The following is a 23,578-nucleotide window of genomic DNA, read 5'->3' as shown; positions in this document are numbered from 1 at the left end:
GGGCGCCGCGGGCGTCGTCATCTCCGCGGGATGATGGCTGCGGTCTCACGGCAGCAGGCGCACCGGGATCTCCTGCTCGACCACGCCGCCTGATCCGTCCGGCACGATCCGCGAGGCCCCGGCGCCGTCCACCTCGGTCACCGCCTCGACGAGCTCGGTGCCGCGGTACAGCAGCCCGGCGCCGTCGTCCGTGCACACCGCCTGACCGAGCGTGCCGTCCGCCACCAGCTCACGGATCAGGGGCCGACGGCGCTCCTCGGAGTCCATGTGCACCCCGTTGGCGCCCGGCAGGAAGCCCAGGCCGTTCGTGACCGGTGCCAGCTGCGGGCCGAAGGAATCGGTGACCCCGCCCTCGAACCAGCAGATCGAGCCGGCGGAGATCCCCGCGAGCACCACTCCCTCCTGCCAGAGCCGGTGCAGGATCTCCGGCAGCCCGTGGGCACGCCACACCGCGAGCAGGTTCACCACCGAGCCGCCGTTGACCCAGAGCACGTCGAAGCTGCGCAGATAGCTTTCCACGTCCTCCACATTGGGCATGGTGAACAGCGAGAGATGGTGGAGCTGGTACCCCGCCTCCCGGGCCGCCTCCTCGATGTCCCGCTGGAATCCCAGATGGTCACCGGATGCCGTGGCGATGCTGCAGATCCGGGGAGCGCGGGTCTGGTCGCCGCCCAGGTCCTGATCGCTGCCCGGGTCCCGATCACGGCGCGGGGTCTCCCGGCTGAGCTCGACCGCGAGGGCCAGCATCGGCCCGAAGCCGAACCGGAGCCGCGGATGGGGGCGATAGCCGGCGCTGGTGGCGAGGATGGTGGGGGAGGACGCAGGCATGGGATCTCCTCGACGAGCAAGGTCGGCGTGCACAGGGACGTCCTGTGCGTGGGGGCGAGGTTACCGTGACGAGCCCTGGGCCCCTGCCGCGACGTGGCGCTGCCGTGACGAGGCCCCGCCGGGGGATGCACGAGAGCCCCCATCCCGAAGGATGAGGGCTCTCGTGGGAGGACCTGTCGGTCCCGGGGTCTGTACGGTCTCCCGCTCAGGCGCCGAGCGTGCTGACCTTGCCCGCCTTGAGGCAGGAGGTGCACACGTTCACGCGCTTGCTGGTCCCGTTGATCACAGTGCGCACGGACTGGATGTTCGGGTTCCAACGACGCGAGGTACGGCGGTGCGAGTGGGAAACGCTCTTGCCGAAGCTCGGGTGCTTGGCACAGATTTCACACGTGGAAGAAGCCACTGTCGTCTCCTGAAAGTCGAATTCTGATCGAGGTGCCCGCCCTTCCCGCAATCTCGGCTCGCAGGAGTCGGTGACCTCGGGTGGGCGCGGGGCGCCAGCCCCAGGAGGTCAGGGCAACCACGGAAGCATAGCCCAGATCTCCCGTCGACATGAAGGGGAGGCCGGTGCGACGGGTTGTGGATTCCGCCACAACGTCGGTCCCAGGTGGCACGATGGTCGCGCGGCAGGCAGGATCGCGGGATCATCGTCCCACGTCGCGCCGCAGTCGACGAGGGACGAGGAGGCACCGCATGGCCAGGAGGGTCGAGTCCGCCCGCGGCTCCATGCCGCTCTCGGAGCTCCTCGAGCGCAAGGAGGCCAGGGCGATGTCCTCGTTCGGGGTGAAGGACCTCGACACGATGCTGCGCTTCGCCCCTCGCCGCTACACGGTTCCGGCTCCGCTCCGCTCGCTCCACGACGTCCAGGTGGGAGAGGAGATGAGCGCGATCGTCTCCGTGGTGCGGGTGAAGGAGCGCAGCATGCGCAGCCGCCGCGGATCGATCCTGGAGGTCGTGGTCTCCGACGAGGTCGAGGAGATCACCCTCACCTTCTTCCTCGCCAAGCAGCACCTCGTGGAGTGGCATCGCAGCCGGCTCGTGGTCGGCAAGCACCTGGTCGTGCGCGGCACCGTCGGCTGGAACTCGTACTCGGGCTCGCCCCAGATCACCCATCCGGACTACGAGGAGTACGACGACACCCCGGAGGGGATCGCGCATGCCCAGCGACCGCTGCCCGTCTACCCGCTGAAGCAGAACATCGCCCAGCGCACCATGCGCGCGGCCACCGAGCAGGGCCTCGAGTTCGCGGGCTCGCTGGCGCAGCCCGTGCCCCGCTCCGTGCTTTCCGCCCGCGGCCTGCTGACGCTCCCGGAGGCCGCGACGAAGGTCCACCGCCCCGCCACGGTCCAGGACACCCGCGAGGGCATGGCCCATCTGGTGTTCGAGGAGGCCTTCGTGCTGCAGGCGATCTTCGCGCAGCGGCGCGCGGTCGACGCCCGCACCCCCGCGCCGGCGCTCCAGGCCACGGGGCCGCTGCAGGGTCTCTTCGACGACCGCCTCCCCTTCGAGCTCACCGCCGGACAGCTCGAGATCGGCGACCAGATCGCCGAGCGCGTGGGCCGCGACCATCCCACCAGCGTGCTGCTGCAGGGTGACGTCGGCTCCGGAAAGACCGTCATCGCCCTGCGCGCGATGCTGCGCGCGGTGGATTCCGGCCACCAGGCCGTGCTGCTCGCGCCGACGGAGGTCCTCGCCGAGCAGCACCACCGCACGATCACCCAGCTGCTCGGCGACCTCGCCCGCGCCGGCCAGCTCGACGGCGCGGCGGACGCCACCCGGGTGCGCCTGCTGACCGGCTCGCAGCGGACCGCCGAGCGCCGGCAGACCCTGCTCGACGTGACCTCGGGGCTCGCAGGCATCGTGATCGGCACCCACGCGCTGCTGACCGAGGGCGTCGAGTTCGCCGCCCTCGGCCTCGCGGTCATCGACGAGCAGCACCGTTTCGGGGTGGACCACCGCCGCCGTCTGCGCACGAAGGGCCCCTCGGGCATGAGCCCCCACGTCGTCGTGATGACCGCGACCCCGATCCCGCGCACCGCGGCGCTCGCGACCGTCGGGGACCTCGACGTGCTCACCCTGCGCGAGAGCCCCGGCCTGCGCGCCGGCGTCACCACCCATGTGGTCCCCGAGCAGATCGCGAGCTGGGAGACGCGCATGTGGGGGCGGGCCGCGGAGGAGATCGCCGCGGGTCGGCAGGTGTTCGTCGTCTGCGCGCGCATCGACGAGACGGCACCCGGGGATGGAGCGACCCCGCACGAACCTCCGCCGGAGCCCCTGCCCCCGCCTCCCGATGCGGACGGCGGCGCCACCGGCACACTTCTCGAGGAGCCCCGGGGCGTCCTGGCCACGGCGGAGCGCCTCGCCCGGCGCCCGGAGCTGGCCGGGGCCCGCATCGGGGTGCTCCACGGCCGGATGCCCGCGGAGGACAAGCAGCGCGCGATGGAGGACATGCTCGCGGGCCGGATCGATATCCTGGTCGCGACGACCGTCATCGAGGTCGGGGTCGACATCCCCAACGCCTCGGCGATGATCGTGCTGGATGCGGAGCGCTTCGGCGTCTCGCAGCTGCACCAGCTGCGCGGCCGTGTGGGCCGTGGCGAGCACGCCGGCATCGCCTTCCTCAGCACCCGCCTCACCCCGGGCGACGCCCAATCGCGCCTCAAGCAGATCGCGGACGCGGCCGACGGCTTCGCCCTCGCGGAGATCGACCTCGAGATGCGCGGGGCCGGAGACCTGGTGGGGGAGGAGCAGTCCGGATTGCAGCGCACCCTCAAGCATCTCGACGTGATCCGGGATGCTCGCATCATCGAGCAGGCCCGCGAGGACGCCTTCGCCGTCGTCGCGGCCGATCCAGACCTGACCGCCCATCCCGATCTCGCCGGCGCCATCGAGAACCGCCTGCGGGACGCAGATCCCGACGTGGAGAGGAGCTGACATGCCGCGCATCATCGCGGGCACGCTCGGCGGCCGCACGATCCCCGGACCGCCCGGCAAGGGCACGAGACCCACCTCCGACAGGGTGCGCGAGGCCCTGTTCTCGCGCCTGGACGGCTGGGACGCCCTGCGCGGCGCCCGGGTGCTGGACCTCTACGCCGGCACCGGCGGCCTCGCCTTCGAGTCCCTCTCCCGCGGGGCGACCCACGCCCTGCTGGTGGAGCTCCATGCCCCCACCGCGAAGCAGCTGCGCCGCACAGCCCTCGAGCTCGGCCTCGAGCAGAGGTGCGAGATCCGGGCCGGGAAGGCCGAGACGGTCGCCGGCCAGCTCGAGGGTCGGGACTTCTCCCTGGTGTTCCTGGACCCGCCGTATGACATCACCACCGAGGCGCTCGAGGCTCTCCTGCTCACGCTGCGCCCGGCGCTGACCGCTGAGGCGCTCGTGGTCATCGAGCGCTCCAGCCGTACCCGGCCGGTGGACTGGCCGCAGGGCTGGGCCGACGACGGCACCAAGACCTACGGGGAGACGGTGCTCCAGTTCGGCGGGCCCGCGACGGATCCTGATCCCGCATCGGAGCCCGATCCCACGACGGACTGAGCGCCCAGAGCGGCGAGCAGGTCGAGCTTGCCGGCGTCCTCGCTGTGCGGGGGAGCGGTCAGCACGAGCAGGACCTGGGAGGCATCCTCGGTGAGCAGCGCCTGGCAGTCCACCTCGATCCGGCCGATCTGCGGGTGCACCACCACCTTGTGCTGCTCGAACCGACGGGCGACCACCTGGGAGTCCCACAGCTGCGCGAACTCCTCGCTGCGCGCGTACAGGTTCTCCGCGAGCTCCGAGGCCCGCGAGCGCGGGCCCATCGTCCCGTAGGCGGCCCGCAGCGAGGCCACCTTGGACAGCCCGTGGTGCGCATGGTCCTCGACCGGGTACACGGCGCGCGCCTGCTCCGGATGCACGAACCAGCTGTAGATCGTGCTGCGATCCCAGCCGGTGAACTGCTCGGCGTCCCCGAACAGGGCGCGGGCCGGTCCGTTCTGCACGAGCGGCTCCTCGAGCGCCGACAGGATCATGGCGGGGGTGTCGTGCAGGCGATCCAGCACCCGCATCAGGCCCGGCGGCACGTACCCCTCGACGGCGTGGCGCTCCGGGGCGCTGTGCCCGGCCACCCGGTACAGGTAGTCGCGCTCGTCGGTCGTCATCCGCAGAGCCCGGGCGATCGCCGCCAGCATCTGGGTGCTCGGCTGGGGCCCCCGCCGCTGCTCGAGCCGCGTGTAGTAGTCGGTGGACATCGTCGCGAGCTGCGCGACCTCCTCGCGACGCAGTCCCGGGGTGCGGCGTCGCGCGCCGGGCCCGAGGCCGACGTCCGCCGGGGTCAGGGCGGCGCGATGCCGCACGAGGAAGTCTGCGAGCGCGTTCCTGTCCATCCGTGAAGTATCGACCTCACGCCGCCCCGCTGCCAGGGATCGGTGATCCCCCGATATCCGGACTCTGGTGGGCCCCGCGCCGGGGGAGCAGTCTCGATCCCATGAACATCACCGGACACACCATCTTCCTTCCCGGCGCCACCAGCGGCATCGGACTCGCCCTCGCCCTGCGCCTGCAGGAGAAGGGGAACCTGGTCATCGTGGGCGGGCGCCGCACGGAGCTGCTCGAGCGCGTCGCCGCGGAGCATCCCGGGATCGCCACCGTCCGCGTGGACACCGCCGACCCCGACAGCATCGAGGCCGCCGCGCGCACCGTGCTCGCCGAGCACCCCGATCTCGACGTGCTCATCGCCATGGCCGGCATCATGCGCGCCGAGGACTGGACGGATCCGGCCGGGTTCGTGGCCACCGCCGAGGCGACGGTGACCACGAACCTGCTCGGGCCGATCCGGCTGATCGCCGCCTTCATGGAGCATCTGCTCGCGCAGAAGTCGGCGACGATCATGACGGTGTCCTCGGGTCTCGCCTTCGTCCCCCTGCGACCCACCCCCACCTACAACGCCACGAAGGCCGCGATCCACATGCTCTCGGAGTCGCTGCGCCTGCAGCTCGCCGGTACCTCGGTCGAGGTCCTCGAGCTGATCCCGCCGGCGGTGCGCACGGATCTCATGCCCGGGCAGGCCACCAGCGAGACGGCGATGCCGCTGGCGGACTTCGTCGACGAGGTGATGAGCCTCCTGGAGGCCCGGCCCGAGGCGACCGAGATCCGGGTGCGGCAGGTCGAGTTCCTGCGCGGTGCCGAGGCCCGAGGCGACTATCCCCAGGTGGTCGCGGCCCTGAACGGGAGCGATCCTCACGCCCGTGCGTGATCCTAGGATGGGCCGATGACCCTCGCTCTCACCGATCTCGACTGGCCCGTCCGCACCGATCGTCTCGAACTGCGCCCGGCCCGCACGGAGGACGCCGACGCCGTCTGGCCCTGGTACCGGCTGCCGGACGTCCAGGAGTGGACCACGACGTTGAGCATCAGCCTCGAGGACCATCAGCAGTGGTGGGACCGCTCGCTCACCTCCAGCGTCGTCGGCATCCTGGACGGTCGGATCGTCGCCGATGGCAAGGTCCAGCTGCAGGACGCCTGGTCCCAGGCAGACATGGTCCAGCAGGCCCGCGGGCAGCAGGCCGAGCTCGGCTGGGTGCTCGACCCCGCCGTGCAGGGCCGGGGCCTGGGCACCGAGTTCGCCGCCGCCCTGCTCGACCTCGCGGTCGACGGCCTCGGCGTGCGCCGCGTCGAGGCCTCCTGCTTCGCCGAGAACCTCGCCTCGCGTCGCGTCATGGAGAAGATCGGCATGCGCTGCGAGGGCGTCTTCGTCGAGGAGTCCCTGCACCGCAGCGGCCGTTGGCTGGACGGGATGGCCTTCGCGATCCTCGCTCGCGAGCACCGCGCCCGCCGGGCCTGAGCGCTCAGCCCCAGGCGGAGGCGTCGGTCAGGCAGAAGGCATGCCCGGCCGGGTCCCTCAGCACGATCCAGGTCTCCCCGGGCTGGGGGTCCACGCGCTCGGCTCCGAGCTCGACACACCTGGAGGCCGCGGCCTCGAGGTCCTCGACCGCGAGGTCGAGGTGGAACTGCTTGCGGCCGTCGTCCGGCCAGGCGGGGCGCTGATGGTCCGGGATGCTCCCGATGCCCAGGGCGTGCGAGGGGCCCTGGAGCATCGCGTAGTCGGGGGTGAGGGCGAGGATCGGCCAGCCGAGCACGGCGGACCAGAAGTGCGCCATCGGCTCCGTCTCGGTGGCGTCGAGGGTGAGCATCGCGAGCCGGGCGATGGCGGGGACGGCGGGAACAGCGGGAGTCGTGTCGGTCATGCGTGCCACACTCCCTCCATGACCGAGCGCGCGGATAGGACGAACGCGACAGCTTCTGACGCGCCCGGGCACATGGCGCCCGGGCACATGGTCGGGCACGTGCTGCGGCTCGAGGAGTTCCTCTCCCACGCCGTCTACGAGAGCGCCCTGCCGGATCCGCGGCTGCGGCGGTGGGTCGAGCGGTACTGGTCCGTCACCTGGGACCTCGAGCCGGGTCGGAGTCATGTCGTCACCACGCTCGACGATCCCTCCATCCACCTCACGCGCGAGTGGGGAGGGGTGCGGCGCGACGGCGTCGACGGCGCCGGGACCTGGATCACCGGGCCAGTCACCCGGGGCAGGTTCGACGTCACGCAGCTCGGATCCGGCGGGGTCGTCGGCGTGAAGTTCCACGTCGGGGGCACCACTGCCTTCACCCGTGCAGATCTGGGCGCCCTGCGCGATACGACGATCCCCGCAGCCGACTGGGACGGCCCCGACCTGCCGCCGTCGGACCTCCCGCCCAGCGCGGTCGGCGCCGCCGCGATGATCGACCACCGGCTGCTCGCCCACGAACCGGTCGAGGACCCCGGCTATGCCACCTTTCGATCCGTGCTGGCGCTCCTCGAGGACCCCGAGGTGACCGGCACGAGCGTGCTCGAGCAGCGGTCCGGGCTCGCCACCCGCGCCCTGCAGCGGATGTTCCACCGCTTCGTCGGCGTCGGCCCCAAGCGCATGCTGCTGCGGGCGCGGGTGATGGACGCCGTGGCCGCGATCGACAGCGGCGATCCCCGCTCCCTGGGCGACCTCGCCCAGGATCTCGGCTGGTTCGACCAGTCACATTTCGTCCGTGACGTCCGTGCCGTCATCGGGCAGAGTCCCTCTCGCTATGGGGCACGTGCCCCTGAGAGACTGGGGCCATGATGCGACTCAGCGCGACCTTCACCGTCGACCTGCTCCCCGGGGAGCTCCTGCCCGCGGCGGACGGCCGCTTCGACCTCAGCAAGACCTGGACGGGGGACCTCGAGGGCACGAGCGCCGGGCTCATGCTGACCTCCGGCGACCCCGTGACCGGGAACGCCGGGTACATCGCGATCGAGCGCTTCGACGGCGTGCTCGACGGCCGACGGGGCTCCCTCACCTTCCATCAGCTGGGCACCATGGCCGACGGCGAGCCCACGCTGGAGTACGTGATCGCCCCGGGCTCCGGGACCGAGGAGCTCTCCGGTCTCCAGGGCATGCTGAGCATCGAACGCATCGATGACGACGGCACCCACCACGTGGCCCTCGAACTGGCGTGACCATGCCGGACGATCACGGCCGACGCATTAGAGTGGCGCCATGAGCACCGTCGTCCTGCCCGGCTCGTTCGACCCCTTCACCCTGGGACACCTCGACCTCACCCGTCGGGCCGTCGCGCTCGGGCATCACGTGATCATCGCCGTCTCCCACAATCCCTCCAAGAAGGGCCTGCTGGATCTCGAGACCCGCACCTCCACGATCGGCGCCGTGGCGCGGGCCGACGGCCTGGGCGACGCGGTCGAGGTGCGCACCCTACCCGCCGGGCTGCTGGTCGACTTCTGCCGCGAGGTCGGCGCCGACGCGGTCGTGCGGGGCCTGCGCTCGCAGCTCGACCTCGCCTACGAGGAGCCCATGGCACGCATGAACCAGCACCTCGCCGGGACCGACACCGTCTTCCTGCTCACCGACTCCACGTACTCCCACATCTCCTCGTCCCTGGTGCGGGAGGTCCACTCCCTCGGCGGTGATGTCTCCGACATGCTCCCGCCCGCCTCCCTGGACGCGCTCCGGGCCGCCGCGCCCGTATCCTGAACGACCCCACGACCTGAACAGGACCGCCTCACCATGTCTTCCGATCCCGCCTCGGCCTCCCCCCTCGACAAGGACCTGCTCTTCGACGCGGTCGACCTCGTCGGCAACGTCGGCTCCCACCGTCGCGTCGAGCGCACCCTCACCGCGCCCGCACGGGAGATCGGCGGACTCGCGATGCAGGTCCCCGAGGGCGAGGAGCTCGCCGTGGAGATCGAGCTCGAGTCCGTCGTCGAAGGGGTCTACGTCCACGGCACCGTCACCGCCCATCTCGAGGGCGAGTGCTCGCGGTGCCTGGACCCCGTCGAGCAGGACGTCGCCCCCCGTCTCGACGAGCTCTACATGTTCTCCGAGAAGGTGAAGGCCGACGAGCGCGAGGACACCACGATGCTCACCGGCGACGATGTCGACCTGGGCCCGCTGGTGCGCGATGCGCTCGCCATGGCGGCCGTGGAGCGCCCGCTGTGCCGCGAGGACTGCCCGGGCCTGTGCGGTCAGTGCGGCTTCCGCATGGAGGACGATCCCGAGCACCACCACGACGTGATCGACGACCGCTTCGCGGCGCTGCAGGGCCTGTTCGACGAGCCCACCGAGGGCGAGGGCCGCTGATGGCGCGCAGGCGCCGCTCGACCGAGGCGTCCGATCCTGTGGTCCTGCTGGCGAAGCTGCCGCTGGACGGTGCGCAGGCGGCGGATCTGCAGGAGTCGGGGCTGCTGGACCTGTCCCTGACCCACCGCTCCTATTCCTACGAGCACGACGAGATCCCGCACAACGAGCGCCTCGAGTTCCTCGGCGATGCGGTGCTCCAGCTGGCCGTCACCGAGCAGCTGTACACGATCCATCCCACGCTGCCCGAAGGGGACCTGGCCCGCCGCCGCGCCGCCACCGTCAGCACCCGGGCGCTCGCCGTGATCGCCTCCCAGCTCGACCTCGGCGCCTACGTGAAGCTCGGCCGCGGGGAGGACCTCACCGGGGGCCGCGCCAAGGCCTCGATCCTCGCCGACACCACGGAGGCCGTCATCGGCGCCGTGCACCTGGCCCTCGGGCAGGACGTCTCGCGTCGCTTCGTGCTGGACCTCATGCGGCCCCTGCTGGACTCCGACGAGTTCCTCGAGACCAGCTACGACTTCAAGTCCCGCCTGCAGGAGATCGCGGCGACCGGGGGCGCCAGCCCCAGCTACCGCATCACCGAGGAGGGGCTCGAGCACGAGAAGGTCTTCACCGCGACCGTGACCGTCGACGGCGTCGTCACCGCGAGCGGGGAGGGCGCGTCCAAGAAGGAGGCCGAGCTCGCGGCCGCCCAGAGCGCGGTGCGCACGGTGCTCGCCGAGCGCGGCGAGACCCTCATCCCTCGGGGCTGAGACCGTGCCCGAACTGCCCGAGGTCGAGGTCGTCCGTCGTGGTCTGGAACCGCGCACCGTGGGCCGGATCGTCGAGTCCGTCGAGATCCTCGACGCCCGGATCATCCGCCGCCAGGCCGGCGGGGCGGACCGCCTGCGCGGCGCCCTGACCGGCACCCGGCTGACCGCTGTCGCACGGCGCGGGAAGTTCCTGTGGTGGCGCCTGGCCGACGCGGACGGGCAGGACACCGGCGAGGCCCTGGTCGGCCATCTCGGCATGAGCGGGCAGCTGCGCGTACGCACCGACGATCCGTTGAGCACGCCGGCGGACTCGGCAGGACCTGCGTCCGAGGGGCCGGCCTCGGATCCGCACCGGCACCGTCGCCTCACCCTTCACCTCGACGACGGCAGCGCGATCGACCTCCTCGACCAGCGTCTGTTCGGCGGCCTGTGGACCAGTCCGCTGGAGGCCGTCTCCGACGGCGCGGTGGCAGGGCTCGGCAGCCCCGACGCGCTGATCCCGGCCGATGCGGCCGGCATCGCTCGGGATCTGCTGGATCCCGCGACGGACCTCTCCGCCGTCGCCCGCAGGATCCGTGGCCGCCGGGCTCCGGTGAAGTCCCTGCTCCTCGCCCAGGACCTGGTCAGCGGGATCGGCAACATCTACGCCGACGAGGCGCTGTGGGCGGCCCGCATCCGCTTCGACACCCCGGGCGCGCGGCTCAGCCAGCGCAAGGTCCTCGAGCTGCTGCGCGCGGCCCGCGAGGTCATGGAACGCGCGCTCGAGGTGGGCGGGACGAGCTTCGACGCGCTGTACGTGAACGTCGAGGGCCGCAGCGGCTACTTCGCCCGCTCGCTCAGCGCCTACGGGCGTGACGGGGAGCCCTGCGAACGGTGCGGCACCGTCCTGAGACGCGCGGTCCACCAGGGACGGAGCAGCCATTTCTGCCCCCGGTGCCAGAGAGCCGCACGATGATCGCAGAAGCACGATCCGAGAAGCACGAGCCGAGCAGCTCATCCGGAGCAGCCTCGCCCAGGAAGGACGTCCGGTGACGACGACGAACGAGCCCGCAGCTGTCCGCGTGATGCTGGTGGACGACCACGAGGTGCTCCGTCGAGGGATCGTCACGGTCATCGATGCGCAGGGGGATCTGAGCGTCGTCGGCGAGGCGTCCTCGGTCGCCGAGGCGAGGCGCCGGCTGCCGGCGATCCGGCCCGACGTGCTCGTCGTGGACCTCCAGCTGCCCGACGGCACGGGCATCGAGGTCATGAGGTCGGCGCGGGAGATCGACCCCGAGCAGGCGATGCTGGTGCTGACCAGCTTCGACGACGACGCGGCGCTGCGGGAGTCCCGGGCCGCCGGCGCCGCCGGGCTGATCCTGAAGTCCGCCCGCTCGCAGGAGATCGCCGACTCGATCCGTGCGGTGCACGCCGGCCGCACGGTCTGGCCGGCGGACCACGTCACCGAGGAGCAGGAGCTCTCCGACTCCGACCGACGCATCGTCGACCTCATCGGGGACGGGCACTCCAACCGCGAGATCGCCGACGAGCTCGGCATCGCCGAGAAGACCGTCAAGAACCGGGTCACGGTCATCCTGCAGACCCTGGGCATGCAGCGTCGCACCCAGGTCGCCGCGATGGTCGCGGCCCGCCGCCGCGCCGGCTGGAAGTAGGCCCCGACGACGCGTGGTCACACGGCCGGGAGGGTCACCCGCCAGAAGATCATGGTGCCCGGCAGGAGGCTGATCGCGTCGACCCACCCGGAATGGCGCCGCGCCCGGCTCGACATGTTCGCGAGCCCGCTGCGGCGCGTGACCGACGGGTCGATCCCGCGTCCGTTGTCCGAGACGTTGACCTGCACCACCCGGTCCACGCCCTCGGAGAACAGGCTCACCGAGACGGCGACGGCGCTCGCGTGGGCGTGGCGCGCGGCGTTGGCGAGGCACTCCCGCACCACGGCGACCACGTCCTCGGCGATCTCCGAGGGCACCTCGGCGTCCATCTCCGCGGGATGCGGGGGCAGGCGCAGCGCCGGGACGAAGCCCAGCCCGGCGGTGGCCAGCCCCACCTCGTGACGCAGCTGCTCGGTCAGCGTCGCCTCGAGGCGTTCGCGCCGCAGCGACTGGACGATCTGCCGGATCTGCGCCACGGCGTTCTCCACCCCCTGGACGGAGGCGGCGACGGAGGTGCGGATGCGGGTGTTCGAGGGCGGTTCCCCCGGCCCGGCCAGCGCCTCGGTGAGGGCCTCGAGCTCCATGCCGACGGCGAAGAGCTCCTGGATCGCGAGGTCGTGCAGGTCGCGGGCGATACGGCTGCGCTCGTCATCGAGCTCGCCGGAGAACCGCAGCGTGGGAACGCGGACCGTGAGCTCCACCAGGGAGGCCAGGGCATCGAGCCGCTCCCGATCCGCGACGGTGAAGGGGCCCGTGGAGTCCGTCGCAGACGCGGGGGACGCCGTCGCAGGCCCGCGCAGCACGGCGAGGAACCCGGAGCCGTGCTCGGCGGCGTCGACCATCGCGATCAGCGCGGGGAGCTCCTGCCCGCCGACCCGGAGCGTGCCGATCAGCTCGAGGGACGCGGCATCGGCGTCCTCCAGTGCCCGGCCCGCACGCGTGTGCGTCGCGAGGGTGCTGCCCAGGAGGTCCGCGGCGTCGGGCCCGTCGACCAGCTCGAAGGCCCAGGTGTCCGGCTCCGTCGGGAGCACGAGCGCGGCGCTGCGGGCGTCGAGGTCGAGGCGGGCGGAGCGGACCAGGAAGGTGAGCAGGTCCTCGGTATCGCCGCCGGCGAGCACGGCGCCGGTGAGGTCCTGCAGCCGGGGCCGGTCGGGCCGGGGCGGCGGGGCGGTCGACGTCATCGGCTCTCCTCGTGGTCGCTCCGAGCGTTCTGAGCATTCTCCCCGATGTGCAGCACCGCCGTGCCGGCCGGGATCGCCTCGGGGCGGTGGGTGACGACCACGACGCTGCTCGAGGCCGGCACGAGGGAGTCGTCGGCAGGATCCAGCAGAGCGCGCAGGAGGGCGTCGCCGCGTGCGGTGTCGAGGTGCTCGGTGGGCTCGTCCAGCAGCAGCACGGGGCCGCCACGGATCACCGCGCGGGCGAGCAGCAGCCGGCGGCGCTCTCCGCCGGAGACGGTGGTCCCATCGGGCCCCAGCGGGGTGTCCAGGCCGCGGGGGAGGGTGCGGACCCAGTCGTCGAGCCCCACGGCGGCCAGCGCCGCGGAGGCCGTGGAGTCGTCGAGCTCGCCGCGCACCACCCGCAGGTTCTCCCGCAGGGTCGTGGCGAACACGTGGGCGTCCTCGGCGAACATCACGACGCCGGAGCGCAGCGGGTTCCCGTCCTCGAGCTCCACCTGGCCCGCGAGCGGCTCGAGCAGCCCGGCGAGGGTGGCCAGCAGGGTCGACTTCCCGCTGCCGGAGGGACCGACCACCGCGAGCCGCGAGCCGGGTGGAAGGTCCAGATCCAGCCCCTGGACGCACGGCGATCCGGCCATCCAGCCGGCGCTGAGACCCGTCGCCCGCAGGTGCGCGACTCCAGGGCCCGTCGCCGCTGCTGCCGCGTCCGACGCCTCGGAACTGTGCGCTGACGACCGATGCTCAGCCCCGGATCGGTCCCCATGCCGCCCTTCTGCGGCAGGAGCGGCGGGCGAGACGGGAGCGGGGGACAACGCAGGGGAGGGCCGTGAGGCGTGCGCTCCGTGAAGGTCCGCATCGGGCCCGGCCAGCTCGGCGAGGCGCTGCGCCGCGGCGCGGGAGCGGGCGTACTGGGCGGCTGCGGCGGGCAGGGCGGTGGCCGCCTCGAAGGACGACAGCGGCAGCAGCAGGAGCACGCCGATCTGCCCGGCCGAGGCGCCGCCCTCGGTCCACGCCGCACCGGCCGCGAGCAGGGAGCCGGCGAGGGCGAGCACCATGGCCGCCGGCACCACCGCGGAGGCCACGGCCCCCGGCAGCGCCGCCCGGTCGATGGCCGCGTCATGATCCCGCTGGCGCGAGTGCATCTCCGCCAGCGCCGCCTCGAGGCGGCCGTCCACCCGCAGGGACGTCGCGTCGTCGAGGATCTCCAGCGCGTTCGCGCTCACCCCGGAGCGGGTGGTGAGCACGGCCTGCTCCGCGATCCGCGCGCTGCGATAGGAGGCCAGCGGGGCCAGCACGCTCGCCAGCGCCAGGGCCAGCAGCATCGAGCCGGCCGCCAGCAGCGACATCGGGAGGATCGTCAGGAGCACCACGACGGTCATCACCACGGCGACCAGCCCCGGCAGCAGAGCCTTGACGACATGGTCGCCGAGCTCCTGGGCATCGTCTCCCAGGCGGGCGAGCAGGTCGCCGCGGCGCAGCCGGGTCAGGGCGTCGTCCGTGCGGGACGCGAGCGCCGTGAACAGGTTGGTGCGCAGGGAGACCACCCCGCGCAGCGCGACATCGTGGGCGAGCATGCGGTCCAGCCAGCGGAACACGCCGCGGGAGACGCCGAGAGCGCGCACCATCACCACGGCGACCGTGAGGTCGAGGACGGGCGGCATGGTCCAGGCCCGGGCCACGAGATAGGCGGAGACGGCGGCGAGCGCGAAGGCGGAGGCGAGGGTCGCGCACGCCGCGAGCAGCGCCGCGAGCAGGCGGCTCCGTGGGATCTCCAGGGCTTGCTCGGCGCGGCGCAGGGGGGTGGGTGCGGCGCTCATGATGCGGCCTCCACCACGGCGACGTCGTCGGCGACGTCGACCAGCCGGGAGCGGTGGGCGATCAGGAGCACCGTGCGTCCCTGGGCGCGCAGGGTGCGGAGCAGATCGAGGACGAGGTCCTCCGTTCCGCCGTCGAGGTGGGCGGTGGGCTCGTCGAGCACCACCAGCGGCGTCGGGGACAGCAGCGCCCGGGCCAGGGCCAGCCGCTGCCGCTCTCCCAACGAGATGCCCCGGCCGGAGCGGCCGAGATCCGCGGACCAGCCGCGCTGGGCGATCACTGCCTCGAGCCCTGTCGCCGCGGCGACTTCCTCGAGCTCCGCGTCCGTGGCGCCGGGCCGCGCCGACTCCAGCACGGAGCGGATCGTCCCGGGCGGGAGCACGGGGCGCTGGGGGAGCAGCGCCACCTGGTCCCAGAGGCTGCGCCGGTCCAACTCTCGTACGTCGGTCGCATTGCCGTGCTCGTCGACCACCTCGGCCCGGCCCTCGTCGGCCTCGAGCAGGCCCAGCAGGACCTGGACGGCCGTGGTCTTCCCGGCCCCGGACGCCCCGGTGAGGGCGAGGATCCGCCCGGGCCGCAGCTCGAGATCGGCCCGGTGCGGGGCGCTGCCGTCGCGGGAGAGCACCGAGACGCATCGCAGGGCGAGGTGGGAGGTGCGCAGATCGGGGGCCGGGATCGCCCCGTCGGCCGGAGGGACCTCGTCGAGCACCTCGAAGGCGGCGCCCACGGCGGCGAGCCCGTCGGTGGAGGAGTGGTACTGGGAGCCGACGTTGCGCAGCGGCAGGTAGATCTCCGGGGCCAGCACGAGCACGGCGAGGGCGGGGGCGAGGTCCATCTCCCCGTAGACCAGGCGCATGCCGATGCTCACCGCGATCAGGGCGACGCACAGGGTGGCGAGCAGCTCGAGCACCATGGAGGAGAGGAAGGCGAACGTCAGCGAGCCGATCGCGGAGGCCCGATGCCGGTCCCCGAGGGTGCGCACGATCTTCTCCGGCCCCCGCTCGCGTCCCAGCGCTCGGAGGGTGGGCAGGCCGTCGACCAGGTCGAGCAGCTGCGACCACAGGGTGCGCATGTCCGCCAGGAGCGCCTCGGAGCGGCCCACGGTCATCTTCCCCACCAGGATCATGAACAGCGGCACCAGCGGCAGGGTGATCACGGCGATGAGGGCGCTGAGCGGGTCGAGGATCCCGATCGTGAGCAGGCACAGCGGGGTCACGGTCACGGCGAGCATCAGCTGTGGCACGTAGCCCACGAGGTAGGGCCGCAGCTTCTCGATCCCGGTGGTGGCCAGGGCGGTGAGGTCCGCGCCGCGGCCGGCACCGCCGCGCGGCCCCAGGGTCGCGGCGTGGGCGACGATCCGGCCGCGCAGGTCCCCGATCGCCTCGGTCGCCGCGCGGTGCGCCGTGCGCTGCTCGACGAGCACCGCGGCGGCGCGCACGGCGAGGGCCGCGAGCAGGGCCAGCAGCAGTGCGGGGGCGTCCTGGGGGAGCTGGCGATGCTCGAGCAGCTGCGCACCGAGCCGCGCGATCACCAGCGCGGTGACGATCACGCAGGCGGCCTGCACGAGGCCCAGGGCGACCGTGCGCACCAGGTGGCTGCGGGCCGAGCGCACCTCGCGCAGCAGACGGGGGTCCACCGGTGCGCGACGGGTCCGGGCTGCTCGCGGGGAGGCCGGGGCGGTGAGGGTCATCGGATGCCGTCCCTCACTCCTGCTCGAACGCCTCTCGGTAGCCCTTCTTGGCCTTCTCCAGCAGCTCGGAGCCGGGCATCGGGGCGTCCTCGTCGCTGAGGCGATGACGGAACACGCGATACGCCCAGGCGGTGTACGCGAGCACGAGCGGCAGCAGGATGCACAGCGCCACCAGCATCACGGTGAGGGTGTGCTCGGTGGAGGACGCATTGGCGACGGTCAGGGAGTTGGCGGGGTCGCCGGTCGACGGCAGCACATAGGGGAACAGCCCGCCGAACAGGGTGACCACGGCGCCGCTGATGGCGGTCGTCGTCGCCGTGAAGGCGAGACCCTCGCGCCGCAGCCGGTTCAGGGGCACCACGGCCACCAGGGCGAGGGCGGCGAGCACCAGCGGGATCCAGGTCCACCCGGCATGTGAGTGCGCCAGCTGGTACCAGAGCAGGAACGCGGCGCCGGCGAGGATCGTGGGCCACACCAGGATCCCGGCGAGGCGGTTCGCGTCCTCGCGCAGGGTGCCGGTGACCTTGAGGGCGAGGTACAGGGTGCCGTGCAGCCAGAACAGCAGCACGAACACCAGCCCGCCCAGCAGCGCGAAGGGGTTCAGCAGCCCCAGCAGGGAGGTGGTCACCCAGTGGTTCTCGTCGATCCCCACCCCGGCCACGATGTTGCCGAAGGCGACGCCCCACAGCAGAGCGGGGGCGAAGCCGCCGATCACGTGGACGATGTCCCAGCTGGTCCGCCACCGCTCGCTGTCCACCTTGCTGCGCCATTTGAAGGCGCACACGCGCACGATCAGCACCAGCAGCAGGAGCAGCAGGGCGAGGTAGAAGCCGGAGAACAGCGTCGCGTACCACTCGGGGAAGGCGGCGAACAGCAGGGCGCCGCCGGTGATCAGGAAGACCTCGTTGCCGTCCCAGACCGGGCCGACGGTCTCCAGGACCGTGCCGCGGGTGCGGGAGCCGCGGCGCCAGAAGGTCGCCACGTTCATCTGCACGCCGAAGTCGAAGCCCTCCAGCACGAAGTAGGCGAGGAAGAAGAAGGCGATGAGGCCGAACCACAGGGTCTGCAGGGCCGTGGGATCGAGCATGGCGTCCATGATTTGATCGGTTCCCTTCTCAGTAGTCGAAGGAGAGGGTCGGGGTGTCCAGCTCGTCCGTCTCCGGATCACGCCGGGGCAGCGGCACGCCCTTCAGCGCCGCCTTCCGCATCATCTGGAACCAGATCACCGCGAGCACGCCGTACACGAGGGTGAAGGCGATCAGGCTGGTCGCGACCATCCAGGCGGGATGGCTGGAGACGGCCTGCGTGGTCATCAGCCGGATCGTCGGATCATCGGGGTTGGGATGGACCACCCAGGGCTGGCGGCCCATCTCCGTGAACACCCAGCCGGCGGAGTTCGCGAAGAACGGCATCGGGATCGACAGCACCGCGAACCACTGGAAGAGCTTCGAGCCGGTGGTGCGCGCGCTGTCGCCCTTGCCGCGCGTGACCCACAGCGCCCAGAGGGCCAGGATGCCGCTGAAGGCGGCCAGGCCCATCATGAGGCGGAAGGACCAGTAGGTGACGAAGAGGTTGGGGCGGTAGTCGGCGGTCAGCACATCGCCGTGGATGTCCGTGACGGTCTCGCCGAACTGCTCCTTGTACTGGGCATTGAGATCGTCGACGCCCTGCAGCTCCGCATCGAAGGTGTGGGTGGCCAGGAACGATGTCACGTACGGCACCGAGACCAGGTGGGTGACGCCGTCGCAGTCGGTCGCGAAGGCATCCGGCCCGCCGACGGCGAGGATCGAGAAGGACGCGCCGGTCTCCGTCTCGCACAGCGCCTCGGCCGACGCCATCTTCATCGGCTGCTGCTTGAACATGATCTGCGCCTGGAAGTCGCCGGAGACCACCAGCACGGCGGCGGAGACGACCATGGCGACGACACCGAAGCGCACGACGGGACGGAACAGGTCCCGGGCGGCGTGGTGGTGGTCCGCGCCCTCGTCGGTCTCGAGGCCGAGGTCGCGGGCCTTGTTGTGGTGGCGCACCATGTGCCAGGAGGCGATGCCGGTCACGAAGGCGGCCGCCACCAGCCAGGCGCCGGAGACAACGTGGGGGAAGGCGGCCATCGTGGTGACGTTGGTGAGCACCGCGAGGATCGAGCCCTGGGAGGGGTCGAGCTCGGCGCGGCCGGTCTCGGGGTTCAGCATCGCGCCGACGGGGTGCTGCATGAACGAGTTCGCGGCGACGATGAAGTACGCCGATGCCGTGGTGCCCAGCGCGACGGCCCAGATCGTGAGCAGGTGGATCTTCTCGGGCAGCTTGCCCCAGCCGAAGATCCACAGGCCCAGGAACACCGATTCGAGGAAGAAGGCCGCGAGGCCCTCGAGGGCGAGCGGGGCACCGAAGACGTCCCCGACGTAGCGGGCGTACTCCGACCAGTTCATACCGAACTGGAACTCCTGCACGATGCCGGTGGCGATGCCGATGCCGAAGTTCACGATCAGCAGGGAGCCGAAGAACTTGGTCATCCGAGTCCAGGCGTCCTTGCGGGCGGGGTCCTTGGAGAACACCGCCTTGGTCTGCATGACCGCTACGAGCAGCGACAGGCCGATCGTGAGCGGCACGAAGACGAAGTGGTACACGGTGGTGATGCCGAACTGCCACCGTGCGATGTCGAGGGCTTCCATCGAACCTCCCAGAGAGCGACACGCTGCTGGTGAACCTATGCGGTCCGAGCAGGGTCCATCAGGACCATGGTCCTCCCTCCGCCTGGGCGCCCGTCGGATCGTGACGGACGGGGCATGTCGAGCAGGTCCCGAAGTGCGTCCTGTGCCATACTGGCCGCGGCACTCTCCTGCTCCGTACCGGGTGGGGGAACCTCCCGGCGTCGTCACGTCGGAGCACCGGCAACGCGTCTGACCGCGACCGCTGTGCTCCCGCGATCGGCATCGCAGCGCTTCCTTCCAGGGAGCTGCGCGACGGCGAGGGCCTGAGACTTCCGTCCCCAGGGACGATGACCATACGGGGCCAGGGTGCGCTGGTTCCTTCAGAAGGAGACGGCCGCATGGCTGACAGCACCCATAATCCCGAGAACGACACGTCGGACTCGACCTCCACCACCGCACCCGTGCGACGTCGTCGCCGGGCCGGAGCTCCTGCCGGGGCACCGATCCCGGCAGCAGCACCGGAGCAGGCAGAGGCCTCCACCCCGCGCACGATCGTCGCCCAGCAGAGCGACGCCTCTGCCGAGCCGGCGCCCACCACGACCAAGGCCACCAAGCGGCCGCGTCGTCGTGCCGGAGCGCCCGCCGGCGCCCCGGTGATCCCCGTCGAGCCGGATACCGCCGCGCCCGAGCCGGTCGTCGAGGAACCCGCGACGGCAGCGCCCGACGCCCAGCAGGCTGAAGCCCACCAGTCCGCAGCCGGCGAGCCCGAAGCCCAGGAGACCACCACGCGGCGGCGCTCCACCCGCCGCCGGGCCACCCGGGCCCCCGAGGCCCAGCAGGCCGCGGAGGAGACCACCGCGCCGGAGACTCCCACCCAGGAGACCCCCGCGGACGACGGCAGCCCGGTGGCCGGCGATCTGCGCGCCCTCGCCTCGTCGCGCGGAGCGGACGAGGCTCCCGCCGAGGACACCGAGTCCGATGATCGGGCCCGACGCCGCGAGCAGGTCCAGCTGGACTTCGCCTCGCTCCTCTTCCAGGCGCCCACTCCGCAGCCCCGCACCACTGTGGGCCCGCAGGACGCCCCGGTCGGCGGCGCGTCCGTCTCGTTCGAGGACGCCGACGGCGACACCGAGGACGACGCCGACGAGCAGAACGAGCAGGACGACTCCTCCGAGCAGAGCGGCGAGGAGCAGTCCGGTCGCTCGCGCTCCCGCCGCAGCCGCTCCCGTCGCTCCTCCCGGCGCGGCTCGTCCCAGGACGACAGCACCGACTCCGAGGACGAGTCCGACTCCTCCGAGGAGGAGGACTCCGATTCGGACGACGAGCGCTCCTCGGACGGCTCCTCCAGCTCCCGCCGTCGTCGTCGCCGTGGCGGTCGCGGTCGTCGCGGCCGCGGCCGCGGGGACGACGAGGACGAGAGCTCGGACGACGACTCCGAGGCGAACGACGGGTCTCAGGACGATGACTCGTCCGAGGACCGGGACCAGAGCACGGGGGAGGACAGCGCCGACGGCTCCGACGGATCGGACGGCTCGGACAGCGGCTCCTCGAGCTCGTCGAGCTCCCGTCGTCGCCGTCGTCGCCGTCGTTCGGGCTCCGGATCCGGCAACGACGACTCCTCGTCCAACTCCTCCTCGGATGATCCGCCCAACACGGTCGTCAAGGTGCGCGAGGCGCGTGACGAGGTCAAGGCCGTCAAGGGCTCGACCCGACTCGAGGCCAAGCGCCAGCGCCGCCGCGAGGGCCGTGACAACGGTCGTCGTCGCAACGTCATCACCGAGGCCGAGTTCCTCGCCCGCCGGGAGTCCGTCAAGCGCTCCATGGTCGTGCGCGAGCGGGCCGGCAGCACCCAGATCGCCGTCCTCGAGGACGACGTCCTGGTCGAGCACTATGTCGCGCAGAAGGCTCAGACCTCGATGGTCGGCAACGTGTACCTGGGCAAGGTCCAGAACGTGCTGCCCTCGATGGAGGCCGCCTTCGTCGACATCGGCAAGGGCCGCAACGCCGTGCTCTATGCCGGCGAGGTCAACTGGGACGCCGTGGGCCTGGAGGGCCAGCCGCGCCGCATCGAGCTCGCGCTTAAGAGCGGCGACCCGGTCCTCGTGCAGGTCACCAAGGACCCGATCGGCCACAAGGGCGCCCGGCTGACCAGCCAGATCTCCCTGCCCGGCCGCTACGTCGTGTTCGTTCCCGGCGGCTCCATGACGGGCATCTCCCGCAAGCTGCCCGACACCGAGCGCACTCGCCTGAAGAAGATCATGCGCCAGATCATCCCCGAGGATGCGGGCGTCATCGTGCGCACCGCCTCCGAGGGAGCGAGCGAGCAGGAGCTGACCCACGACGTCGAGCGCCTGCGCGCCCAGTGGGAGAAGATCCAGAAGGCCCAGAAGGCGAAGACCGCGCCGGTCGCCCTCTCCCAGGAGCCGGACATCGCCATCAAGGTGGTGCGCGACGTCTTCAACGAGGACTTCACCTCGCTGATCGTCGAGGGCAACAAGGTCTACGACGATGTCCACGAGTACGTCTCGGAGGTCGCGCCCGACCTCCTCGAGCGCGTCACCCGGCACGTGTCCGACAAGGACGTCTTCGCCAAGCACCGCATCGACGAGCAGCTGCTCAAGGCCATGGACCGCAAGGTCTACCTGCCCTCCGGCGGCTCGCTGGTCATCGACCGCACAGAGGCGATGACCGTGGTCGACGTGAACACCGGCAAGTTCACCGGCTCCGGCGGCTCCCTCGAGGAGACGGTCACCAAGAACAACCTCGAATCGGCCGAGGAGATCGTGCGCCAGCTGCGGCTGCGCGACATCGGCGGCATCATCGTCATCGACTTCATCGACATGGTGCTGGAGTCCAACCGTGACCTGGTGCTGCGCCGCCTGGTCGAGTGCCTGGGCCGGGACCGGACCAAGCACCAGGTCGCCGAGGTGACCTCGCTCGGTCTCGTGCAGATGACCCGCAAGCGCGTGGGCCAGGGTCTCGTCGAGACCTTCTCCACCTCCTGCGAGCACTGCCACGGCCGCGGCCTCGTCGTCGACATCGACGGCGACCTCCACGGACACAACGGTGCGGGCTCGAGCGGCGGGAACGGCGGCGGGGGACACTCCGGCGGCGGGAACTCCGGCGGCCACGGGGATGACTCCTCGAAGTCGTCCAAGCGCCGTGCGCGCCGATCGCGCGGCGGCTCCTCCACGGAGGAGAACGGGCCTGATGAGAACAGCTCGGACGAGTCCGCCGCGGACGTCCACCGGCTCGAGGACGATGCGGACAGCCGGGCCCTGGCTCGCGCCACCATCGCCTCGATCGCGGCGGCCTCGGGCAGCACCGCGCAGCCTGAGGTGACGGTCGACGGCGAGGTCGTCTCGACCGGGACCTCGCCGCAGGCTCAGCAGGATCCCGAGCAGGTTTCCCAGCAGGACTCCGTGCCGGATTCCCAGCAGGAGCAGGACCCCTCCTCGCAGGAATGAGGTGCGGGCGGGCCAAGAGCGCCTCCGCGTGACGTGTTCCACAGGATGTGACGGCGTTCTCGCAGGTCGGACGGCCTCTGGTGGTTGACCTGAGGTGCTGGGGATCGTAAGCTGTTCCCTGGCGCAAAACGCGCCGCAGTCATGTTCCTGGTGACACCCGCGCGACCGCATCTCCCGCCTGAACACCCTCCGGGGAGTGCAGGGCCGGTTGACGGTCGCAGGTCCGCGGATCACCGATCAGGGTGCATGACTCAAGTGCAGAGTTCGAATGACAAGATGGAGCAGTGACGTGGTGTACGCAATCGTCCGCGCAGGCGGTCGTCAGGAGAAGGTGTCGGTCGGTGACACCATCGTGATCAACCGCGTGGCAGGCGAGGCGGGCGACAGCATCGATCTCGCTCCCGTGCTGCTGGTTGATGGTGACAAGATCACCTCCGCGCAGTCCGACCTCGCCAAGGTGAAGGTCTCCGCTGAGAAGGTCGAGGACCTTCGCGGTGAGAAGATCCGGATCCTCCGCTACAAGAACAAGACCGGGTACAAGAAGCGCCAGGGCCACCGCCAGGAGCTCACCCGGCTGAAGATCACGGGCATCGCCTGAGCGATCCCTTCGGACACGACAGAAGGATATTGATTCCAGATGGCATCAAAGAAGGGCGTCAGCTCCTCCAAGAACGGGCGTGACTCCAACGCTCAGCGCCTGGGCGTCAAGCGCTTCGGCGGCCAGGTCGTCGGCGCGGGCGAGATCATCGTGCGCCAGCGCGGTACCAGCATCCACCCCGGTGACGGTGTGGGTCGCGGGAACGACGACACGCTGTTCGCGCTCACCGCGGGCACCGTCGAGTTCGGTCGCAAGCGCGACCGTCGCGTGGTCAGCATCGTCGAGACGGTCTGATCGCTCGCCCCGGGAACCG

23 protein-coding genes are annotated in these 23,578 nt (G+C 71.5%); 14 read left to right on the top strand and 9 right to left on the bottom strand.

The window, feature by feature from the left end:
* Positions 1–45: 45 nt before the first annotated feature.
* Positions 46–828 (bottom strand): Type 1 glutamine amidotransferase-like domain-containing protein, encoded by a 783-nt coding sequence (locus INT49_RS01745; RefSeq protein WP_193116002.1) that lies wholly within the window; start codon positions 826–828, stop codon positions 46–48.
* A gap of 205 nt (positions 829–1,033) precedes the next feature.
* Positions 1,034–1,231, bottom strand: coding sequence for a 50S ribosomal protein L28 (gene rpmB / locus INT49_RS01740; RefSeq protein WP_193116001.1), 198 nt, complete (start codon positions 1,229–1,231; stop codon positions 1,034–1,036).
* A gap of 290 nt (positions 1,232–1,521) precedes the next feature.
* Here rpmB and INT49_RS01735 point away from each other — a divergent pair, with 290 nt between their 5' ends.
* On the top strand, positions 1,522–3,762 hold the full coding sequence (locus INT49_RS01735) for an ATP-dependent DNA helicase RecG (RefSeq protein ID WP_193116000.1): 2,241 nt from the start codon (positions 1,522–1,524) through the stop codon (positions 3,760–3,762).
* 1 nt (position 3,763) lies between these two features.
* Positions 3,764–4,360: a 16S rRNA (guanine(966)-N(2))-methyltransferase RsmD gene (rsmD, locus tag INT49_RS01730; RefSeq protein WP_193115999.1), complete on the top strand. Its 597-nt coding sequence runs from the start codon at positions 3,764–3,766 to the stop codon at positions 4,358–4,360.
* Here rsmD and INT49_RS01725 read toward each other — a convergent pair.
* Positions 4,279–5,184, bottom strand: coding sequence for a helix-turn-helix transcriptional regulator (locus INT49_RS01725; protein WP_193115998.1), 906 nt, complete (start codon positions 5,182–5,184; stop codon positions 4,279–4,281). The two genes, rsmD and INT49_RS01725, sit on opposite strands and share 82 nt — an antisense overlap.
* Before the next feature lie 101 nt (positions 5,185–5,285).
* Here INT49_RS01725 and INT49_RS01720 point away from each other — a divergent pair, with 101 nt between their 5' ends.
* Together INT49_RS01720 and INT49_RS01715 are read left to right on the top strand one after the other, a co-directional pair.
* Positions 5,286–6,053 carry an SDR family oxidoreductase gene (locus tag INT49_RS01720; RefSeq protein WP_193115997.1) on the top strand — a complete coding sequence of 256 codons (768 nt, stop codon included), beginning with the start codon at positions 5,286–5,288 and terminating at the stop codon, positions 6,051–6,053.
* A 15-nt stretch (positions 6,054–6,068) separates the two neighbouring features.
* Complete coding sequence (locus tag INT49_RS01715; RefSeq protein WP_193115996.1) at positions 6,069–6,641, top strand: GNAT family N-acetyltransferase; 573 nt, start codon at positions 6,069–6,071, stop codon at positions 6,639–6,641.
* Between the two features lie 4 nt (positions 6,642–6,645).
* On the opposite strand, the gene INT49_RS01710 is transcribed toward INT49_RS01715, so the two are convergent.
* Positions 6,646–7,044 (bottom strand): VOC family protein, encoded by a 399-nt coding sequence (locus INT49_RS01710; RefSeq protein WP_193115995.1) that lies wholly within the window; start codon positions 7,042–7,044, stop codon positions 6,646–6,648.
* Positions 7,045–7,062: 18 nt separating this feature from the next.
* Here INT49_RS01710 and INT49_RS01705 point away from each other — a divergent pair, with 18 nt between their 5' ends.
* From INT49_RS01705 to INT49_RS01675, 7 genes are all read left to right on the top strand, one after another.
* Positions 7,063–7,947 carry an AraC family transcriptional regulator gene (locus tag INT49_RS01705; RefSeq protein ID WP_193115994.1) on the top strand — a complete coding sequence of 295 codons (885 nt, stop codon included), beginning with the start codon at positions 7,063–7,065 and terminating at the stop codon, positions 7,945–7,947.
* Complete coding sequence (locus INT49_RS01700; protein ID WP_193115993.1) at positions 7,944–8,324, top strand: DUF3224 domain-containing protein; 381 nt, start codon at positions 7,944–7,946, stop codon at positions 8,322–8,324. Before INT49_RS01705 ends, INT49_RS01700 begins: the two co-directional genes overlap by 4 nt.
* Before the next feature lie 40 nt (positions 8,325–8,364).
* Positions 8,365–8,856, top strand: a complete 492-nt coding sequence (coaD, locus tag INT49_RS01695) for a pantetheine-phosphate adenylyltransferase (protein WP_193115992.1) — start codon at positions 8,365–8,367, stop codon at positions 8,854–8,856.
* 33 nt (positions 8,857–8,889) lie between these two features.
* Positions 8,890–9,462, top strand: a complete 573-nt coding sequence (locus INT49_RS01690) for a YceD family protein (protein WP_193115991.1) — start codon at positions 8,890–8,892, stop codon at positions 9,460–9,462.
* Positions 9,462–10,214, top strand: coding sequence for a ribonuclease III (rnc, locus tag INT49_RS01685; RefSeq protein WP_193115990.1), 753 nt, complete (start codon positions 9,462–9,464; stop codon positions 10,212–10,214). The genes INT49_RS01690 and rnc overlap by 1 nt, the downstream gene beginning before the upstream one ends.
* A 4-nt stretch (positions 10,215–10,218) precedes the next feature.
* A complete protein-coding gene (gene mutM / locus INT49_RS01680) occupies positions 10,219–11,169 on the top strand; it encodes a bifunctional DNA-formamidopyrimidine glycosylase/DNA-(apurinic or apyrimidinic site) lyase (protein WP_193115989.1) in 951 nt (316 codons plus the stop codon).
* A 109-nt stretch (positions 11,170–11,278) separates the two neighbouring features.
* On the top strand, positions 11,279–11,866 hold the full coding sequence (locus tag INT49_RS01675; RefSeq protein WP_193116131.1) for a response regulator transcription factor: 588 nt from the start codon (positions 11,279–11,281) through the stop codon (positions 11,864–11,866).
* 17 nt (positions 11,867–11,883) lie between these two features.
* Here INT49_RS01675 and INT49_RS01670 read toward each other — a convergent pair whose 3' ends face one another.
* The 5 genes from INT49_RS01670 to INT49_RS01650 are packed head-to-tail and all read right to left on the bottom strand — an operon-like array spanning position 11,884 to position 19,221.
* A complete protein-coding gene (locus tag INT49_RS01670) occupies positions 11,884–13,047 on the bottom strand; it encodes a sensor histidine kinase (RefSeq protein WP_193115988.1) in 1,164 nt (387 codons plus the stop codon).
* The gene (cydC, locus tag INT49_RS01665; RefSeq protein ID WP_193115987.1) at positions 13,044–14,861 is read right to left on the bottom strand and encodes a thiol reductant ABC exporter subunit CydC; all 1,818 of its coding nucleotides are present in this window, start codon (positions 14,859–14,861) and stop codon (positions 13,044–13,046) included. Before cydC ends, INT49_RS01670 begins: the two co-directional genes overlap by 4 nt.
* Complete coding sequence (gene cydD / locus INT49_RS01660; protein ID WP_193115986.1) at positions 14,858–16,549, bottom strand: thiol reductant ABC exporter subunit CydD; 1,692 nt, start codon at positions 16,547–16,549, stop codon at positions 14,858–14,860. The genes cydC and cydD overlap by 4 nt, the downstream gene beginning before the upstream one ends.
* Before the next feature lie 13 nt (positions 16,550–16,562).
* The gene (gene cydB, locus INT49_RS01655) at positions 16,563–17,645 is read right to left on the bottom strand and encodes a cytochrome d ubiquinol oxidase subunit II (protein WP_193115985.1); all 1,083 of its coding nucleotides are present in this window, start codon (positions 17,643–17,645) and stop codon (positions 16,563–16,565) included.
* 19 nt (positions 17,646–17,664) lie between these two features.
* Positions 17,665–19,221, bottom strand: a complete 1,557-nt coding sequence (locus INT49_RS01650) for a cytochrome ubiquinol oxidase subunit I (protein ID WP_193115984.1) — start codon at positions 19,219–19,221, stop codon at positions 17,665–17,667.
* Between the two features lie 377 nt (positions 19,222–19,598).
* On the opposite strand from INT49_RS01650, the gene INT49_RS01645 reads away from it, so the two are divergent.
* The 3 genes from INT49_RS01645 (at position 19,599) to rpmA (ending at position 23,559) form a co-directional block, all read left to right on the top strand.
* Positions 19,599–22,667, top strand: a complete 3,069-nt coding sequence (locus INT49_RS01645; protein WP_193115983.1) for an Rne/Rng family ribonuclease — start codon at positions 19,599–19,601, stop codon at positions 22,665–22,667.
* Between the two features lie 289 nt (positions 22,668–22,956).
* A complete protein-coding gene (gene rplU, locus INT49_RS01640; RefSeq protein ID WP_193115982.1) occupies positions 22,957–23,265 on the top strand; it encodes a 50S ribosomal protein L21 in 309 nt (102 codons plus the stop codon).
* Between the two features lie 39 nt (positions 23,266–23,304).
* Positions 23,305–23,559, top strand: a complete 255-nt coding sequence (rpmA, locus tag INT49_RS01635) for a 50S ribosomal protein L27 (protein WP_193115981.1) — start codon at positions 23,305–23,307, stop codon at positions 23,557–23,559.
* Positions 23,560–23,578 lie beyond the last annotated feature (19 nt).

The organism is Brachybacterium tyrofermentans, assembly GCF_014897585.1.
GTDB classification, from domain to species: Bacteria; Actinomycetota; Actinomycetes; order Actinomycetales; family Dermabacteraceae; genus Brachybacterium; species Brachybacterium tyrofermentans.
This window is presented reverse-complemented; position numbering and strand designations above follow the sequence as displayed.

What these genes read in the sequence shown, in the direction of transcription:
- rsmD (WP_193115999.1), top strand. Translation starts at nt 3,764, where the DNA reads ATGCCGCGCATCATCGCGGGCACGCTCGGCGGCCGCACGATCCCCGGA.
- INT49_RS01705 (WP_193115994.1), top strand. Translation starts at nt 7,063, where the DNA reads ATGACCGAGCGCGCGGATAGGACGAACGCGACAGCTTCTGACGCGCCC.
- INT49_RS01650 (WP_193115984.1), bottom strand. Translation starts at nt 19,221, where the DNA reads ATGGAAGCCCTCGACATCGCACGGTGGCAGTTCGGCATCACCACCGTG.
- INT49_RS01645 (WP_193115983.1), top strand. Translation starts at nt 19,599, where the DNA reads ATGGCTGACAGCACCCATAATCCCGAGAACGACACGTCGGACTCGACC.
- cydC (WP_193115987.1), bottom strand. Translation starts at nt 14,861, where the DNA reads ATGAGCGCCGCACCCACCCCCCTGCGCCGCGCCGAGCAAGCCCTGGAG.
- INT49_RS01700 (WP_193115993.1), top strand. Translation starts at nt 7,944, where the DNA reads ATGATGCGACTCAGCGCGACCTTCACCGTCGACCTGCTCCCCGGGGAG.
- INT49_RS01710 (WP_193115995.1), bottom strand. Translation starts at nt 7,044, where the DNA reads ATGACCGACACGACTCCCGCTGTTCCCGCCGTCCCCGCCATCGCCCGG.
- INT49_RS01745 (WP_193116002.1), bottom strand. Translation starts at nt 828, where the DNA reads ATGCCTGCGTCCTCCCCCACCATCCTCGCCACCAGCGCCGGCTATCGC.
- INT49_RS01720 (WP_193115997.1), top strand. Translation starts at nt 5,286, where the DNA reads ATGAACATCACCGGACACACCATCTTCCTTCCCGGCGCCACCAGCGGC.
- coaD (WP_193115992.1), top strand. Translation starts at nt 8,365, where the DNA reads ATGAGCACCGTCGTCCTGCCCGGCTCGTTCGACCCCTTCACCCTGGGA.
- INT49_RS01690 (WP_193115991.1), top strand. Translation starts at nt 8,890, where the DNA reads ATGTCTTCCGATCCCGCCTCGGCCTCCCCCCTCGACAAGGACCTGCTC.
- cydD (WP_193115986.1), bottom strand. Translation starts at nt 16,549, where the DNA reads ATGACCCTCACCGCCCCGGCCTCCCCGCGAGCAGCCCGGACCCGTCGC.
- rpmA (WP_193115981.1), top strand. Translation starts at nt 23,305, where the DNA reads ATGGCATCAAAGAAGGGCGTCAGCTCCTCCAAGAACGGGCGTGACTCC.
- cydB (WP_193115985.1), bottom strand. Translation starts at nt 17,645, where the DNA reads ATGGACGCCATGCTCGATCCCACGGCCCTGCAGACCCTGTGGTTCGGC.
- INT49_RS01735 (WP_193116000.1), top strand. Translation starts at nt 1,522, where the DNA reads ATGGCCAGGAGGGTCGAGTCCGCCCGCGGCTCCATGCCGCTCTCGGAG.
- INT49_RS01670 (WP_193115988.1), bottom strand. Translation starts at nt 13,047, where the DNA reads ATGACGTCGACCGCCCCGCCGCCCCGGCCCGACCGGCCCCGGCTGCAG.
- INT49_RS01675 (WP_193116131.1), top strand. Translation starts at nt 11,279, where the DNA reads ATGCTGGTGGACGACCACGAGGTGCTCCGTCGAGGGATCGTCACGGTC.
- INT49_RS01725 (WP_193115998.1), bottom strand. Translation starts at nt 5,184, where the DNA reads ATGGACAGGAACGCGCTCGCAGACTTCCTCGTGCGGCATCGCGCCGCC.
- rnc (WP_193115990.1), top strand. Translation starts at nt 9,462, where the DNA reads ATGGCGCGCAGGCGCCGCTCGACCGAGGCGTCCGATCCTGTGGTCCTG.
- INT49_RS01715 (WP_193115996.1), top strand. Translation starts at nt 6,069, where the DNA reads ATGACCCTCGCTCTCACCGATCTCGACTGGCCCGTCCGCACCGATCGT.